Source organism: Streptomyces sp. NPDC051563 (assembly GCF_044454225.1).
Lineage (GTDB): Bacteria > Actinomycetota > Actinomycetes > Streptomycetales > Streptomycetaceae > Streptomyces.
In genome coordinates this window covers 62,407-77,987 of record NZ_JBITDL010000015.1, presented here as the reverse complement: position 1 = coordinate 77,987, position 15,581 = coordinate 62,407, and the positions used below count along the sequence as shown (strand labels likewise).

Sequence of the window (15,581 nt, the reverse complement as noted above, 5' to 3'; positions counted from 1 at the left end):
CTTCCGGGTATTCGAACTTTCCTCCGCCCCGTCCGTGAATCGGGGGAGCAGGCCTTCGTGCGGGCCCCGGCACGGGGCTCGGCGGGGCGCTCCGGAGGAGTCTTCGAGAGGGGACGGACATGGGCGAGCTCGCGACGTTCCGGGTGCCGGCTCGGATCACGGGAACGACGGCGGACATCATGCTCGGCGGGGCGATGGTCCGTGCCTGGCAGCGCGACGGGATCTTCCAAGTGGCTGCCGACGGACGGCAGGAGGCCCGTACGCGGGCCGCGCTGGCGGCGAGCCGGCGGTTCTTCGCCCGGCCCGCCGAGGAGAAGGCCGGGTACCTCAACGACACCTCGTACAGCGGGTACACGGCCTCGGGCGAGGAGGTGACGGCCGGCCGGCCGGACGCCTCGGAGATCTTCACCATCACCCCCGACATCGCTCCGGCCGAGGCCGGGGGCCTGCCCTGCCACGGCCCGGTCCCCTGGCCCTCCCCCGGCTACCGTGCGGCCATGGAGGCCTACTTGGCGGGCGTCGGCGGGCTCGGGGAGCGGCTGCTGCGGCTCGTGGCCCTCGGGCTCGGCCTCGGACCGGCCGGCATCGACCGGCTCGCGGGCCCGACCCGCGGGGGCTGGCACCACATGCGGGTGTTGCGCTTCCCCGCCGCCGGGCGGACGCCGGAGCGCGGGATCGGGGCCCACACCGACTACGGACTGCTCGTGATCGCCGCCCAGGACGAGGTGGGCGGGCTCTTCGTACGGCCTCCGGTGACGGGGGAGGACCGTCCGCGCAACTGGCTGCCGGGCGAGAGCACGGCGGGCTTCGCCGAGGACCGGCCCGGCTGGACCCCGGTACCGCCCGTACCGCGGGTGCTGACGGTGTTCCCCGGGGACATCCTCCAGTTCATGACCGGCGGCGCCCTGCTGTCCACCCCGCACCGGGTGCGGCTGGCGGACCGGGAGCGGTACGCCCTGGCCTACTTCCACGAGCCGCGCTTCGGTGCCCGGATCCGCCCGCTCGACCCGGCGCGGGTGCAGCAGGGCGGGTACGGCGGCACGGAGCCCGCGGTGATCCACTACGGGGAGCACTTCACCCGGATGTTCATGCGGTGCTATCCGCAGCGGGCAACGACGCGGCGGATCGAGAGCCAAGGGCTGCTGCGGCACCTCGCCGCGGTCCGCTGAGCCGGCAGCCCAGGCAGTCGGCGTGGCCGGAGTGCGCGGCGGTGTCGCGGACCCGCCAGTCCCACTGGCTCTCCGGCCGGGGCCCGCTCGGCTTGCCCCAGCCGGCGAGGTGCAGCAGCCAGGTGACGAGGGCCGCCGCCACGACGACCCCCAGGCCGATCCAGATGCCGGGGGTCCAGGCGGCGCACAGGGACGCGCCCGCCCCCGCAGTTCCCACCAGGGCGATCGAGGTGCCGGTCCAGCCCGCCACCGTGTGGCCGAGGTCCACGTGCCCGTGAGCGCTCATCGTTCTCCCCTGCTTCGTCGGTTCAGTAGGCTCGGATGGCGTTCTCTTACGGGGAAAGCCATTTATCTCACGAGCTAAGTAACTTAGATGCTAAGGAGTATCCGCGTGCAGGGCAAGCCCCGCCCCGCGGCCACGGTCCAGGAGGCGCTGACGCGCATGGACCGGTACGTCGCTCTCGGCATCGTCGGCCAGCAGGAGGTGGCACAGCTCCTGGGGCTGAACGTCACCGACCTGACCTGCCTCGGCCACATCCTGGGCGCCGGTGAGGACCCGCTCGGTGCGGGCGACCTCGCCGAGCTGACCAACCTCACCACCGGCGCGGTGACCGGGGTGCTCAACCGCCTGGAGCGCGCCGGATACGCGAGCAGGCAGCCCGATCCCGCCGACCGGCGCCGGGTGCGGGTGGTCGCGGAACCGGCCGCCGCCGCACGGATCTTCGCCGTCTACGAGCCCTTCTACGCCCGGCTCGGTGCGCTGTTCGCCGAGTACACCCCCGACGAGATCGCCGTCATCGCCGACTGGTTCGGGCGGGCGACGGCCGAGGTCACCGCCCATCTGGACCGGGTACGGGCCGGGGAGCTCGGGCCCGTGGCCCCGTAGGCCCGATGGTAAAATTCGTCTTTTGGCGGCCTTCGCGTCGCGCTCCCGATCAACGTGACCGAACATTTCGCCCCACCATTTTTGACACGCGTCTCACGGAAGGTTCTGCATGAAGAACCCGTCACCTCATGGGCGCTTCGGCATCAAGCCCGGAGCGAAGGCAGGCCCGAAGGGCGGTGCGAAGGGCGGCGGGAAGACCCCGCGGACCCTCGGCCCCCAGGGCGAGTACTCAATGCCCCGGACGACCACGCCGGCGCTGCCGCCGGTGGAGTCCTTCTCGGAGCTCGGCCTGCCCCCTGAGCTGGTGACGACGATGGCCGACCAGGGGGTGGCGGCGCCGTTCCCCATCCAGGCGGCGACCCTCCCCAACTCCCTCGCGGGCCGCGACATCCTCGGCCGCGGACGGACGGGCTCGGGCAAGACCCTCGCCTTCGGCCTGGCCCTGCTGGCCCGTACGGCGGGACAGCAGGCGGATCCCAAGCGGCCGCTCGCGCTGGTCCTCGTACCGACCCGCGAGCTGGCGCAGCAGGTGACCGAGGCCCTGGCCCCGTACGCGCAGGCCCTGAAGCTGCGCATGGCCACGGTCGTCGGCGGCCTGTCGATCGGCAAGCAGACGGGCGCGCTGCGCACCGGCGCCGAGATCGTCGTGGCCACCCCGGGGCGGCTCAGCGACCTCATCGGGCGGCGCGACGTGCACCTGGAGCGCGTGAAGATCGTCGTACTCGACGAGGCCGACCAGATGTGCGACATGGGCTTCATGCCGCAGGTCACCGAGATCCTCGACCAGTGCCACCACGCCGGCCAGCGCATGCTGTTCTCGGCCACGCTGGACCGCAACGTGGACGCGCTCGTCCAGCGGTACCTGAAGGACCCGGTCGGGCACTCCGTGGACCCGCAGTCCGCCTCGGTGTCCACGATGGACCACCACGTGCTGCACATCCACGCCGCCGACAAGGTCTCGGCCGCGACCGAGATCGCGGCGCGCGAGGGCCGGGTGCTGATGTTCCTGGACACCAAGCACGGGGTCGACCAGTTCGTGAAGCACCTGCGGGCCATGGGCGTGCGCGCCGAGGGACTGCACAGCGGGAAGTCGCAGCCGCAGCGCACCCGGACGCTGGGCCAGTTCAAGGACGGCCTGCTGAACGTCCTGGTCGCGACGAACGTCGCCGCCCGGGGCATCCACATCGAGGACCTCGACCTCGTGGTCAACGTGGACCCGCCGGCCGACAGCAAGGACTACCTGCACCGGGGCGGCCGCACCGCGCGGGCCGGCGAGTCCGGCAAGGTCGTCACCCTGGTCACCCCCAACCAGCGGCGCGACATCGTCCGGCTGATGGCCGACGCCAAGATCCGGCCGACCATCACCCAGGTCCGCTCCGGCGAGGCCGCGCTGAGCCGCATCACCGGCGCGAAGGCCCCCTCCGGCGTGCCCCTGGCGGGCGCCGCGGCCACCGACGCCAAGGGCCGGCCTTCGGGCTCGGACCTGGGCTTCCGCGGGATCGGCACCCGGCCCGGGCGGCCCGGGAAGGGCAAGGAGTCCCGCAAGACCATCGAGGCCCGGCAGGCCGCCGAGGCCCGCGCCGCGGCGCGGGTGCGGCGCGGCACGAAGTAGCGCACGGGAGGGCCGGGACCGCGGGTGCGGTTCCGGCCCTCCGGTGTGTCCGGGACCCCTCCGGGTGTCCGGGGCGGCTCAGGAGCCGACCACGGTCCGCCGCAGCAGCCGCTGCGCCGCCGCGTTGCGGACCCGGCGGGTCCGGGCGCCCGCGGCGAGCAGCCGCAGGGCCTCGCCCGCGTGCAGGTACTGGGCCGCCGTGCGCTGGCACCAGTCGGAAGCGGCGAGGAGCTCCGCCGCGGACCAGGGCTCGCCCCGCGTGACGGCCTTCAGCAGGGTCCACTCGCGCAGTCGGCGGGCCGCGAAGGTGCGGCCGCCCAGCGCGGCGCCGACGGCCTGCGCCCAGGCCGGGAAGGCCTCGTCGGCCAGCAGCCCGGCCGCCCGCCGGTCGAGGTGCGTGACCACCGCGCTCTCGGCCATCACCAGGTCCGGGTCGCGCAGCACGGCGGCCACGGCCTCGGCCTCCCCGGGCTGACCGGAGACGGCCGCCAGGGACTCCAGGTGCCGGGCGTAGCGCCAGTGCTCGGACGGCACGTTCGCCGCCACCGCGCCCGTCGTCCCCTCGGTCGGGCGGTCCGGGCCGCCTCGGCGCATCTGGTGCTCGCTTCTCCCCATGCGGCCATTCCACACGACCCCGGTGAACGGCGAGTTGTCAGGGTGGCATCAAGCGCCCGCGAGACGGCGACGGTGGGGGCGACGGGGGCTCAGCGGAGCCGGTCGTCCCGCATCTGCGCAGGTCACAGGACTGTTACGTGATCTCGGTCCGGGTTGTGCCATATCGGTGACGCCCTGTGAGATGGAGCGGAGCCAAGAGCACGGGCGGGGGCCTGACATGACGGAGCCGGCGGATTTCGTCGCGCGACTGCGCGCGGACGGACAGGACCACGGGCGGGACCACGGGCGGGGCCGGAGCGGGGACCGGGGACAGGGGCAGGACCAGGGCCAGGTCCGGGTCCCGCGCTGGGCGCAAAGCCAGGACCAGGGCCAGGCCCGGGTCCCACGCTGGGCACGAGACCAGGACCGGGACCAGGACCAGGACCAGGACCCACGCTGGGCGCAAGAGCAGGGCCAGGACCAGGACCCACGCCCGGACCCGCACCCCCACCCGCACCCGCACCCGCACCCGCATTGGGCACAAAACCCGGGCCAGGGCCCGGACCCGCACGGGGCGCAGAGCCAGGGCCAGGACCCCGGGGCGGTCTTCCACGCCGAGCAGCGCAGGCGGCGGGCCCGGCGGCTGGCCGTCGGCGCGGCCGCCGCACTGGCGCTCGCCGGGGTCACCGCGTGGCTGGTGACCGCCCCGGAGGAGGGGCCCGACGGCAAGCCCTACGCCGCCGCGCTCGACGAGCAGGCGTGGCCCGACGACTGGCCGGCCACGACGGGCCTGCCGCTGCGCGGCTCGCCCGCCCGGACCTGGGCGTCCGAGAAGGAGGAGCTCCCGCTGCCCGCGGCCGCGGCGGTCGGTTCGGTCCCGAAGGAGAAGGTCGCCGACGGACTGCGCCGGGCCCGGGAGTTCCTGGTCGCGGCCAATCTGGATCCGGAGGTGCTCCAGGGCGCCTGGCCCGCCGATGCCATGGAGCTGCTCGATCCGCTGCAGCCCGCCCGCGCCGAGCTGACCGAGCACCTGCGCGCGCCGGGGCTTCCGGACGCCGATCCCACCGAGCTGTTCACCCGCTTCGACCCGGCCCGCCTCACCCCGGCCCTAGGCGGCATCAGGGTGCGCGGCCGGATGACCTACGAGGCGGGCGGCGCTCCGGGACAGCTCAGGATCCACGCCGACTACACCTTCGTCTACGCCGTGCGGCGCGTGGCCCCGCACCCGGAGCCGGGGCCCGCGCCGGGCACGGAGGAGGTGGCGCGGGTGGTCGTCCGCAGGCAGCTCGTGCTGCTCTACGCCGCGTCCGAGTCCCCCGGTGTGACGGCCGGGAAGCTGGTTCCGGCCGGGTACCGCCGGCAGCTCGGCAACCACGACTGCGGCACGGTCGACGGCTTCGTCCACCCCTACTTCTCCAGGGAGGCGGCCGCCGCCGCACGGCCGTGGCCCGTGGTCGACCCGTACGACGACAGCAAGGACATCCCCGACGGGCGGCCGAGCTGCACCGTCCCGTCGCGCACCTGACCCCGCCGGCGGACCCCGCATCCCCGTGTCCGGCGGCGTACCGGGCCGCGCGCTCAGCCCCCGTGGCTCTCGTATCCGCCGGAGCCCTGGTCGTTGGCGTGCCCCGGCTCGGGGAGCGGGGCGCCGGTCTCCAGGAGGGTCTTGAGGCTGGACGCGAGCATCGGCCAGGCGCGCCCGCACATGCCGATGAGGGTGCCGCCCGGTTCGAAGTCCTCGTGGAGGATGGTGAGCCGGGCGAGCGTGTCACCGACCGGCTCGATCTCGTACGTCACCTTCGTGCGCCGCTCGCGGGCCAGTTCGGCGCGCAGTTCCTCGCCGATGCCCACGGAGGCGGCCCACTGCGGGGTGAAGGTGTGCCAGGTGTAGGAGAGCAGCCGCTCCGGTACGCACTCCAGCACCACCTGCTCCGGATCGCTCGTCCGCGCCCCGCGCTCCACCCAGGCCATCGTCGAGCCCACCCGCCAGTCGGTCTCGAAGTCGAGCCCCCAGTAGCGGCGGGTGAACGCGGGCTCGGTGAGGGCCTGCCACACGCGCGCGGGATCGGCCTGGACGTAGACGGTGTAGGTGATCGCAGTCTCGCTCATGCCCTCATGCTGCGGGACCGGGGCCCGCGTGGCGAGGATTGAGCCGCACCGCGCTCACCAGTGGCAGCCCTCCGCCGGGAGCTCGGTCGGCGGGGTGCGGGGCGGCGCCGGGAGGGCGAGGTGGGCGCGGGCGGTGTGGACGGCGGCGAGTTCCTCGTGGCCCGCCGGGCCCCAGTCGCTCAGTTCGCGGACCTGTTCGGGGGTGGCCAGCAGCCGTGCGTACGCCGGGTCCGGGCCCGGGGGCAGCGCGACGATCCGGGCCGCGGTGCGCGGGTGGGCTCCCTGGTCGGCGTACCGGTACCCGAGCGGGAGCGCGCCCGCGGTGCGGCCCGCCGTCGGGGGCGGGAGGTGGGCGGCGCCGGTGGCGCGGGCGACGAGCAGCAGGACGCGCCCGTCGGGGGCGAAGAGCCAGCCGGCCGGATCGCGCGTCGTCACGTGCGCGGGGACCGGGCCCGGGTGCCAGGTGCCGTGCAGCGCACCGCGGGGGCTGCGCAGGACGCCGAGCCGGTCCAGGGCGGTGGGGGTGGTGGGGCGGCCGTCCTCCAGCAGGGCGGCGCCTCCGCCGTTGATCCGGGCCCGGAGCGCGGACAGGGCGCGGCGGGCGTCGCCCGCGTCCATCAGGGCGGGCAGTTCGGCCGGTTCGGCGAAGTGGACGGCGGTGATCTCCTGCGCGGGGAGGCGGACGGACTCGATGCGGTCCCGGGTCCAGGTGCCGCCGTCGAAGACGTAGAGGATCTCGCCGGGGAACCCCATACCGGGCGGCATGCCGGGTGCGTCGGCCGGGATCCAGTCGACGGCGAGGCCGCGCGGGTAGCGGCCCTCGACGCCGAGCTCCTCGTACACCTCGCGGGCCGCCGCGGCGGCGGGCGCCTCCCCGGCGTCCACGGCGCCGCCGGGCAGCAGCCGGTCGGGCCGGTAGTCGACGCTCTGCACGAGGACACGGCCGTCCGGATCGGTGACGAGGACGACGGCGCCGGTCCAGAGGGTGGCTCGGGAGGCCCCGTACTCCTCGGGGGTCATCCACGTGCCGGGGCGCTCGGCCGGTGACGCATGGGGCACCGCCGGGGGTACGGCGGCCGGTGGTACGGCGGCGCGGGCCCCCGGTGCGGCCGGGGCGGGGCCCGTGTCCTCGGTCACGTCCTCGTCGGTCAGCTGCGGCATCGGACTCCATTCACCGTAGGGGCACCGCGGGGGGCGGCGTGCTGCCCCGTCGCGCCGGCATCGCGGCCATCGCGCGGGCCCCGACGGGGCGTTCCGCACGGGTGGTCCCGCGGGCTGTGCAACAGCGCGGACACCCCCCGGGTTACGGAGATCGGCACATTCCCCTTTGCCACCCCTATACCTCCTTATTACCTGGTTACACGGATCTTGCTACGTTCCCGGGGCGGACTGGCGGCATGAAAACCGCCGGTCCGACCACGTCACCGGACCGAGGAGAGACCAGACATGCGACGCGCACCCCGCAGGGGCACCCGGGCGGCCACCGGCAAGCGGTGGACCGTTCCGGCCGTGGCCGGCGTGGCGGGCGGCGCCGCTGTCCTCGGATTCGGTGGGCTGTACGCCGCGGGCCTGCTGCTGGCGGGCGACGACATAGCCGCTGGTACGAAGGTGCGCGGGATCGACATAGGCGGGATGAGCCGCGCCGAGGCCCGGCAGACCCTGAACCGTGCGCTCGGCCCGGCCGCCGCCTCCCCGCTGGCCCTGCGGATCGGGGAGCGCACCGAGCAGGCCGCTCCCGCGACGCTCGGCCTGTCCCTGGACACCGCCGCCACCGCGGACCGGGCGGCCCGCTCCGGTTCCGACCCGGTCAGCGTCATCGGCCGGCTGTTCTCCTCCGGTGATCCCGCGGTGGAACCGGTGGTCCGCCTCGACGAGAAGGCGGCCCGCTCCGCCCTGGACGGGGTCGGCGCCAGGACCCGGCAAGAAGCCCGGGAGGGCTCGGTCTCCTTCGAGAAGGGCAAGGCCAAGGCGGTGGCCCCGGTCACCGGTACCGAACTCGACGTCGACGGTTCCCTCGGGGTGCTCCGCACGTCCTACGCCCGTCCCGCGGACGGCGGACCCGTCGTGCTCCCCGTCAGGACCACGGAGCCCCGCATCGGGCAGCAGGAGACGGAGCGGGCGCTGAAGGAGTTCGCCGAACCCGCCGTGTCCGCCCCGGTCACCCTGACCGTCCAGGGCAAGCGCATACCCGTCGGCCCGGCCGTCCTCGCCAAGCACCTGAGCCTCAAGGACGACGGCCGGGGCCGCCTCGCCCCCGGCCTCGACGCCAAGGCTCTGCTCGCCGACCCGGAGCTGGCCGGTCCGCTGCGGCAGGCCACGCCGCAGCCCGTCGAGGCGAAGCTGCGCAAGGACTCCGCCGGCGCGGTCTCCGTCGCCGAGGAGGGCCGGGCCGGACGCCGGGTCGCCGAGGAGGGCCTGTCCGCGGCCGTGCTGCCGCTGCTGACGCGGACGGGCGCGGCGGAGCGTACGGGCGAGGTCGCCACCGAGGAGGTCCGGCCCTCGCTCACCAAGGACACGGTCGGGCAGCTGGGCATCAAGGAGGAGGTGTCCTCCTTCACGGTCGACTTCGAGAAGGCCCCGTACCGTACGACGAACATCGGGCGGGCAGCGGAGCTGATCGACGGCTCGCTCGTGCTGCCCGACGAGACGTGGAGCTTCAACCGCCGCGTCGGTGAGCGCACGAAGGAGAACGGTTTCGTCGACGGCCTGATCATCAACAACGGCCAGTACGAGAAGGCCTCCGGCGGCGGAGTCTCGGCGGTGGCCACCACGGTCTTCAACGCGATGTTCTTCTCCGGGGTCAAGCCCGTCGAGTACGGCGCGCACTCCTTCTACATCGAGCGCTATCCGGAGGGCCGCGAGGCCACCGTGGCCTGGGGCAGCCTGGACCTGCGCTTCGCCAACGACTCGGGCAAGGCCCTCTACATCCAGGCCGAGGCCACCGACACCTCGATCACCATCAGCTTCCTGGGAACGAAGAAGTACGACGAGGTCCGCGCGGCCAAGGGCCCGCGGACGAACGTCAAGCCGCCCGCCGTCCGCACGGACACCGGCCCGAAGTGCGAACCCCAGTCCCCGCTGGAGGGATTCGACGTCGCCGTCGACCGGGTGTTCGTGAAGGGCGGGCAAGAGGTCAAGCGCGAGACGATGAAGACCCGTTACACGCCGAGGGACAGCGTGACCTGCGGCTGAGCCCTCCCGTCGGGAGATCCGGACCACCCGTGCGGGTGAGCGGGTACGGGGGTGCGGGGGTCCGTCGGGCAGGGTGGGCGGATGGAGTCGCGCCGGGGACCGTGGATGCCCCTGATCATCGTCGCGCTGGCCTTGGCGGCCGGGTGTCTGACCGGATGTGTGACCGTGGGCCCGGGCGGGCCCGGAGCCGTTCCCCCTCCCGGGTCCGGGAACGGAACACGGTCCGGGCCGGCGCAGACGCGGACGGCCCTCCCGGAACCGGCCGCGGAGGCCTGGCCGCTGGGGACGCTGCCGGAGGTGGCACAGGATCCGGACCCGGCCCCGGAGCAGGAGCAGGATCCCGCGCCGGGGGCGGCCCCGACCCTCTTGCCGGGGAGCGCCGTGGCGCCGCGGCCGGCCGCGCCCGCGGCGCCGGCCGCCCGGGCGCGGGCACGGGGCCGGGTCGCGCCCGCCGCCCCGAGGCACCGGCCGGAGCGGCCCCGGCGGGCCGCGCCGAGGAAGCCCGCGGCACCGGCCGCGAAGGCGCGCCGTAGCCGGCCCGCGCCGAGCCGCACGTACGACATGGCTCCGCTGTGCGCGGCGGCCCGCGGGAGGGTGGATCCGGCGATCGTGGCGCTGTGCCGTTGACGGCGCCGACCGTGCTGCCGCCGACCGCGTGGCGCTGCCGGGTGCGGGACGCCGGATTCGCTTGGATGGGCCCGGCGGACCCCGACCGGGGACCCTCCAGCCTCCACCTCCAGGAGTGGCCATGGCGAAGATCGCTCTCTTCGGCGCGACCGGCATGATCGGATCCCGTGTGCTGCACGAAGCACTCGGGCGCGGACACGAGGTCACGGCCGTCGTGCGCGATCCCGCGCACTTCGCCGAGTCCGAAGCCAGCTCCGCGGACATCTCCGTCGTACGCGGCGACGTCCTCGACACCGCGTCCGTGAGCCGGGCGGCGGCCGGCCAGGACGTGGTGGTCAGCGCCTACGGTCCGGGCTCCGGTGATCCCGGCACGCTCGTCGGCGCGGCGAAGGCACTGATCGGCGGCGTGCAGGCCCTCGGCGAGGACGGCCCCAGGCCGCGCGTGGTCACCGTCGGCGGGGCGGGCTCCCTGCGCACCCCCGGCGGACCGATGGTCTGGGACCAGGCCGGGATTCCGGCGCCGGTCGTGGCCCTCATGCACGCGCACGGGGACGCCCTCGACTTCCTGCGGACCGTTCCGGTCGACGAGGTCCACTGGACCAACCTCAGCCCGGCCGCCACGATCGAGCCGGGCACCCGCACGGGCACGTACCGGCTGGGACTCGACGACCTGGTCGTGGACGACCACGGCAACAGTCTGATCTCCACGGAGGACTTCGCGGTCGCCCTGCTGGACGAGATCGAGCGCGACGCGCACCCGGGCAAGCGGTTCACCGTCGGTTACTGAGCCGCCGATATTCGCTGGTCCGGGCGGGTTCCGCCTCCCTAGAGTGACCGGGCACCAGCCCCGGCCCGCAGGGAGCGGATCATGCGTACGCACTACCCCCGGACCCCGCACCTGCCCTGGTCCCCGGGTGCGACGTCCGACGACGTGCGCACCACCGGTCCCGCCATGCAGGCCGGGTTCGCCGGGCGCGAGGTCGTGGTCACCGAGAAGCTCGACGGCGAGAACACCACCCTGTACGCCGACGGACTGCACGCGCGGTCGCTCGACTCGGGCCACCATCCGTCGCGGGCCTGGGTGAAGGGCCTGCAGAGCCGTATCGGCCCGGGGATACCGGCCGGTTGGCGGGTCTGCGGGGAGAACGTCTACGCCCGCCACTCCCTCGCGTACGAGGAACTCGACGCGTGGTTCTACGGGTTCTCGGTGTGGGACGGCGACCACTGCCTGGACTGGGACCGGACCGTGCTCTTCCTGCGCGGCCTCGGGGTCCCGGGACCGCGCGTCCTGTGGCGAGGGATCTACGACGAGCGGGCACTGCGCCGGCTCCGGCTCGACACGGCGCGCCAGGAGGGGTACGTCGTCCGCACCGCGGCCGGCTTCGACCGGGCCGACTTCGGGCGGTGCGTGGCCAAGTGGGTGCGGGGCGGGCACGTACGCACGGACACGCACTGGATGTACGCCCAGGTCGTGCCGAACGGGCTCGGTCCCGCGGCCGCCCTCTGGGACGCCCGGTCGGGCGCGGACCCGGACGCGGCCGGGCTGCTCCGCGCGGTCGGGCTGCTCCGAGCGGCGGGGGCGGACACTGGGGACACTGCGGACACGGCCGTCGGGGCGGCGGGAGTCGAGCGGTTGGTCGCCGACGTGGCGGACCGCATCGACGGGCTGGACGTGCGCCGGTCCGGCGAGGAGCGGCTGGCCGGGATCCTGGCCGCGGCCCTGCACGGCGTCCCGCGGGCCGTGCTCGCGTCCCGGCTGGCGGCGGGCCCGCTCGGGATGGCGACGGCACGGCGGGTCGCGGACCTGGTCGGGCTCTGCCCGGCGCTGCGCACGCCCTTCCCCTATCCGGACGCGGAACGGCGGGCGGGGCTCGTGCGGATGGCGGAGGCGGCCGATCTGGGAGTGCTGCACGCACTGGCCGGGGCGCTCCCCGGATCCGGCGACGGCGACGGCGACGAGGGGGCCGGAGCGTGCGTGGAGTGGTCCGCGCTGCACGCCGAGGAGGCGGGGCTGCTCGGGCCCGCGCCGCTGGAGCCGCTGCGGGCCTCGCTGCGCGAGGCCCTGGCCGGAGCCGGGACGGGCAACGCGGACGGGGCCTGCGGTGGGGACGGAAACGGCGGCGGCGGTACGGGCGCCGACGCGGCCGACCGCTGCTGGGCCGAGGCGCGCCTCGCCTACGGCCAGGGCAAACTGACCGGCGCCGAGGAGGCCGTCGCGGCGACCTGGCGGTGGCGGGACGGCGCCTCCTTCCCGCGGCTGGTGCAGCTCTGCGGACCCTCGGGCAGCGGGAAGAGCACGTACGCCCGGAACCTGCCCGGGGTGGAGGCCTACGTCAGCCTCGACGACCTGCGCGGTGCCCGGGGTTCCCGAGCGGACCAGCGGGACAACGCGGACGTGCTCCGCGAGGGCCTCGACCGACTGGACTCCGCACTCGCCTCGGCCGCACGGCGCGGGGGCACGGTGGTGTGGGACGCGACCTCGCTCACGGCCCACCAGCGCGGGCTGGCCGGTGCGGTCGCCCGGCGGCGTGACGCGCTCGTCACCCACGCCGTCCTGCTGGTCGGGGAGGCGGAGCTGATGCGCCGCAACTCCCGGCGCACCCACCCCGTACCGGAGCAGGTGCTGGTCTCCCAGCTGCGGCGGTTCGTTCCGCCCTATCCCGGTGAGGCGCACCGCACGTGGTACATCGGGGCGGGTGGAACCGTAGAGGACACGGCGGGCACGATCGGCCCGGCGGCCGGCCCGGCCCCCGGCACGGCAGTCGGCCCGGCCCCCGGCACGGCAGTCGGCACGGCGGCCCGCTCCGCGACCCGTGAGGAGGGCTGATGCGTACCAGCGAGGAGCTCTACCACCAGGTCCGCTGGGACCCCCGCTTCGATCCCGCGCGATTCACGCTGGGTCTGCTGCAGCGCGGAGCCGCGCCGAAGCGGGTACCCCTGCCGTCCTTCGTGCCCGGGGGCGACATCCCCTGGCACCGGGTGCTGTTCGTGGAAGCCGACGGCGAGCTGGTCTGGGACCGGGCGACGGGCGTCGACACCATCGACGGCACCGCGGCCGGGCGGGTCCGCGACCCGAGGCTGCTGCGCGCACCGTTCTTCACCGCACGGACCCCGTACGCGTGGGACGCGTCCGGTGGCGGCGCATGGCGGGCCGCGCCCGAGGGTGCGACCTCCCACGCCCAACGCCCCTCCCGCATCCGCCTGTTGACGTGGAACACACTCTGGGACCGGTACGACGCCCCGCGCATCGCCACCGAGCGGCGCAGACCACTGCTGCTGGCCGACCTGGCGACCGCCGTCGCCGACGTGATCGCCCTCCAGGAGGTGGAGCGGGAGCTTCTTCACATGCTGCTCGCCGAACCGTGGGTCCGGGACGGCTACACCGTCGCGGCGGACCCGGGCGGCCGGGACGTGGCGGAGAGCGGATTGCTGGTGCTGAGCCGACTGCCGGTGCGGGAGGCGGGCGTTCACGTACTGGGTCCGCACAAGGCGGTCGTCGCCGTGACCGTGGACACGGCCCGCGGCCCGCTGGTGGTCGCGGCCACCCATCTGACGAGCGACCACACGGAGCGGGGCGAGGACCGGCGCACGGTCGAACTGGCCCGTATTTCAGAGGGGTTGGCAGGCATCGAGGCCGCCGACGCGGTCCTCCTCGGAGACTTCAACGACGGCCGTTCGGGAGCCACGGGGCCGGCCGCGGCGCTGGGACTCCGGGACGCGTGGACCGAGGTGCACGGTCCGCAGGACGGGACCCCCACCTTCGATCCGGTCGCCAATCCGCTGGCGGCCGTGGGGTCGTTGACGGGTCGGGCTGCTCGTCTGGACCGGATCCTGCTGCGGTCGCAGGAGATTCACGTGACGGAGGCCGCACTGCGCGGCAACAGCCCTGGCTTGGAGGGCCTGTTCATCTCGGACCACTACGGGGTCGAGGCCGCCCTGGACTTCACCCCGGCGGCCGACGGGGGCACGGACTCCGGGCACGCGGTCCTGGACGTCCGGCCCACCGCACGGACGGCGGTGGCCTGGCTGCTCCCGCCCGACGAGGCCGTGGAGGAGCTGCGCCGCGCACATGACCCGCAGGCGGAACGCTGGCCCGCACACGTGAACCTGCTCTTCGGCTTCGTACCGGAGTCCTCCTTCGAAGCGGCCCTGCCCCTGCTGGCCGAAGCGGCCGCGGAAACGGCCGCGTTCACGGCGCGCCTGGAGGGCGTGCACTCCTTCGGCCCGACCCTGTGGCTCGACCCGGCCGCGGCCGGTGACGCCCCGTGGCAGGAGCTGCGCCGCGCCCTGGCCGCCCGCTTCCCGGGCTGCCGGGGCCGGGCGGAGGGGTTCACCCCCCACTTGACCCTGGGCCGCAGCACCGATCCCCACCGCGCGGAACGCGAGTGCGCGGCTCGCCTCGGTGCCGCCCGGGCCGCCCGCGTGACCTCGGTCGCCGTGCTGTCCCGGCGCGGGGACGGCCCGATGGAGATCCGCGCCACGGTGGAACTCGGTACCGGCGCGACCCACTGGCTCCCCGAACCGGCCCGCCCCACACCCGCCGTCCGAAGCAGCCCGGAGCCGGAGCCGGCGGCGGACGGGGCCGGGGACAGGGACAGGGCCGGGGCGCACGCCGACGCCGGTACGGATGCCGGTCACGCGGCCGGCGGTGAAGGCGGCAGTGAAGGCGGCGGCGCGGTTCTCGCCGACGCCCTCGTTGCGCGGATCGTCGCGGCGCTGCCCGAGGGGGTGGTGCACCTGGTCGGGTCGCGGCGGATGGGATGTGCGACGGAGGGGGCCGATCTGGACCTGGTCGCGGCGCTGCCCGGGGCCGTCGACCTGGCGGCGGTGCGGGCACGGATCGCAGCGGCGCTGCCCGGGGCGGTGCGGCTGCGCGAGGTGACCGGTGCCCGGGTGCCGGGCCTGCGGCTCGGCGTCGCCGGGCTGGACGTGGACCTCGTGGTGGTCGCCACCGGGGCGGTGCCGCCGGAACGGGCCGTCGCCCGGCGGGCGGAGCTGGGCGAGGCCGCGGCGGTGGCGCTGAGTGCGGTGAGCGACGCCGAGGCGGTACGGGACTTCGCGGGCCCGGAGCATGCCGCGTTCGCCCGGCTGGCGCGCGAGGTCAAGGCCTGGGCCCGGTCCCGCGGTCTGGACTCGGCACCCTTCGGCGGGCTGCCGGGACTCGCCTGGGCGGTGCTGGCTGCCCGCACGGTCCGCTCCCGCCCCCGACCTCTCCCCCGGGCCCCTGCTCCGCACCTTCTTCGCCACCTGGGCCGCCTGGGACTGGCGCACCCCGGTGGCCCTGGACCGGCCGCAGACCACGCCGGCACCGGCACCGGCAGCCGCGCGGGCAGCCGTACCGGCACCGGCACGGGCAGCCCAGGGCGCCGCCGGTGATCCCGTCACCGTGCTG

General features: G+C 75.2%; 12 protein-coding genes. 8 read left to right on the top strand and 4 right to left on the bottom strand.

Features of this window, described 5'->3' with window-relative positions:
* Window positions 1–119: 119 nt before the first annotated feature.
* Entirely contained in the window at window positions 120–1,169 is a 1,050-nt protein-coding gene (locus ACIA8F_RS19225) for an isopenicillin N synthase family dioxygenase (protein WP_399380152.1), read from the top strand.
* Here ACIA8F_RS19225 and ACIA8F_RS19220 read toward each other — a convergent pair.
* Complete coding sequence (locus tag ACIA8F_RS19220) at window positions 1,087–1,455, bottom strand: HGxxPAAW family protein (RefSeq protein ID WP_399380150.1); 369 nt, start codon at window positions 1,453–1,455, stop codon at window positions 1,087–1,089. The two genes, ACIA8F_RS19225 and ACIA8F_RS19220, sit on opposite strands and share 83 nt — an antisense overlap.
* Before the next feature lie 105 nt (window positions 1,456–1,560).
* Here ACIA8F_RS19220 and ACIA8F_RS19215 point away from each other — a divergent pair, with 105 nt between their 5' ends.
* Entirely contained in the window at window positions 1,561–2,055 is a 495-nt protein-coding gene (locus ACIA8F_RS19215) for a MarR family transcriptional regulator (protein ID WP_399380148.1), read from the top strand.
* 109 nt (window positions 2,056–2,164) lie between these two features.
* Window positions 2,165–3,667, top strand: a complete 1,503-nt coding sequence (locus ACIA8F_RS19210; protein WP_399380147.1) for a DEAD/DEAH box helicase — start codon at window positions 2,165–2,167, stop codon at window positions 3,665–3,667.
* Window positions 3,668–3,745: 78 nt separating this feature from the next.
* On the opposite strand, the gene ACIA8F_RS19205 is transcribed toward ACIA8F_RS19210, so the two are convergent.
* Window positions 3,746–4,282, bottom strand: a complete 537-nt coding sequence (locus ACIA8F_RS19205) for a hypothetical protein (RefSeq protein ID WP_399380145.1) — start codon at window positions 4,280–4,282, stop codon at window positions 3,746–3,748.
* Between the two features lie 217 nt (window positions 4,283–4,499).
* Between ACIA8F_RS19205 and ACIA8F_RS19200 the strand changes: the two genes are divergently transcribed.
* On the top strand, window positions 4,500–5,786 hold the full coding sequence (locus ACIA8F_RS19200; protein WP_399380144.1) for a hypothetical protein: 1,287 nt from the start codon (window positions 4,500–4,502) through the stop codon (window positions 5,784–5,786).
* 53 nt (window positions 5,787–5,839) lie between these two features.
* Here the strand turns inward: ACIA8F_RS19200 and ACIA8F_RS19195 are convergent, their stop codons facing one another.
* A complete protein-coding gene (locus ACIA8F_RS19195; protein ID WP_399380143.1) occupies window positions 5,840–6,370 on the bottom strand; it encodes an SRPBCC family protein in 531 nt (176 codons plus the stop codon).
* A 54-nt stretch (window positions 6,371–6,424) separates the two neighbouring features.
* On the bottom strand, window positions 6,425–7,531 hold the full coding sequence (locus ACIA8F_RS19190) for an NUDIX domain-containing protein (protein WP_399380142.1): 1,107 nt from the start codon (window positions 7,529–7,531) through the stop codon (window positions 6,425–6,427).
* Between the two features lie 285 nt (window positions 7,532–7,816).
* Here ACIA8F_RS19190 and ACIA8F_RS19185 point away from each other — a divergent pair, with 285 nt between their 5' ends.
* The 4 genes from ACIA8F_RS19185 to ACIA8F_RS19170 all read left to right on the top strand — a co-directional run bounded on the left by ACIA8F_RS19185 (window position 7,817) and on the right by ACIA8F_RS19170 (window position 15,565).
* The gene (locus ACIA8F_RS19185; RefSeq protein ID WP_399380140.1) at window positions 7,817–9,562 is read left to right on the top strand and encodes a VanW family protein; all 1,746 of its coding nucleotides are present in this window, start codon (window positions 7,817–7,819) and stop codon (window positions 9,560–9,562) included.
* Window positions 9,563–10,310: 748 nt separating this feature from the next.
* Window positions 10,311–10,976 carry an NAD(P)-dependent oxidoreductase gene (locus ACIA8F_RS19180; RefSeq protein WP_399380139.1) on the top strand — a complete coding sequence of 222 codons (666 nt, stop codon included), beginning with the start codon at window positions 10,311–10,313 and terminating at the stop codon, window positions 10,974–10,976.
* 81 nt (window positions 10,977–11,057) lie between these two features.
* On the top strand, window positions 11,058–13,016 hold the full coding sequence (locus tag ACIA8F_RS19175; protein WP_399380138.1) for an RNA ligase family protein: 1,959 nt from the start codon (window positions 11,058–11,060) through the stop codon (window positions 13,014–13,016).
* The gene (locus ACIA8F_RS19170) at window positions 13,016–15,565 is read left to right on the top strand and encodes an RNA repair domain-containing protein (protein ID WP_399380136.1); all 2,550 of its coding nucleotides are present in this window, start codon (window positions 13,016–13,018) and stop codon (window positions 15,563–15,565) included. Before ACIA8F_RS19175 ends, ACIA8F_RS19170 begins: the two co-directional genes overlap by 1 nt.
* Window positions 15,566–15,581 lie beyond the last annotated feature (16 nt).

Excerpts from the sequence above, each read along its gene's own strand:
- ACIA8F_RS19190 (WP_399380142.1), bottom strand. The coding sequence starts at position 7,531 with ATGCCGCAGCTGACCGACGAGGACGTGACCGAGGACACGGGCCCCGCC.
- ACIA8F_RS19200 (WP_399380144.1), top strand. The coding sequence starts at position 4,500 with ATGACGGAGCCGGCGGATTTCGTCGCGCGACTGCGCGCGGACGGACAG.
- ACIA8F_RS19205 (WP_399380145.1), bottom strand. The coding sequence starts at position 4,282 with ATGGGGAGAAGCGAGCACCAGATGCGCCGAGGCGGCCCGGACCGCCCG.
- ACIA8F_RS19170 (WP_399380136.1), top strand. The coding sequence starts at position 13,016 with ATGCGTACCAGCGAGGAGCTCTACCACCAGGTCCGCTGGGACCCCCGC.
- ACIA8F_RS19210 (WP_399380147.1), top strand. The coding sequence starts at position 2,165 with ATGAAGAACCCGTCACCTCATGGGCGCTTCGGCATCAAGCCCGGAGCG.
- ACIA8F_RS19220 (WP_399380150.1), bottom strand. The coding sequence starts at position 1,455 with ATGAGCGCTCACGGGCACGTGGACCTCGGCCACACGGTGGCGGGCTGG.
- ACIA8F_RS19185 (WP_399380140.1), top strand. The coding sequence starts at position 7,817 with ATGCGACGCGCACCCCGCAGGGGCACCCGGGCGGCCACCGGCAAGCGG.
- ACIA8F_RS19180 (WP_399380139.1), top strand. The coding sequence starts at position 10,311 with ATGGCGAAGATCGCTCTCTTCGGCGCGACCGGCATGATCGGATCCCGT.
- ACIA8F_RS19195 (WP_399380143.1), bottom strand. The coding sequence starts at position 6,370 with ATGAGCGAGACTGCGATCACCTACACCGTCTACGTCCAGGCCGATCCC.
- ACIA8F_RS19175 (WP_399380138.1), top strand. The coding sequence starts at position 11,058 with ATGCGTACGCACTACCCCCGGACCCCGCACCTGCCCTGGTCCCCGGGT.
- ACIA8F_RS19225 (WP_399380152.1), top strand. The coding sequence starts at position 120 with ATGGGCGAGCTCGCGACGTTCCGGGTGCCGGCTCGGATCACGGGAACG.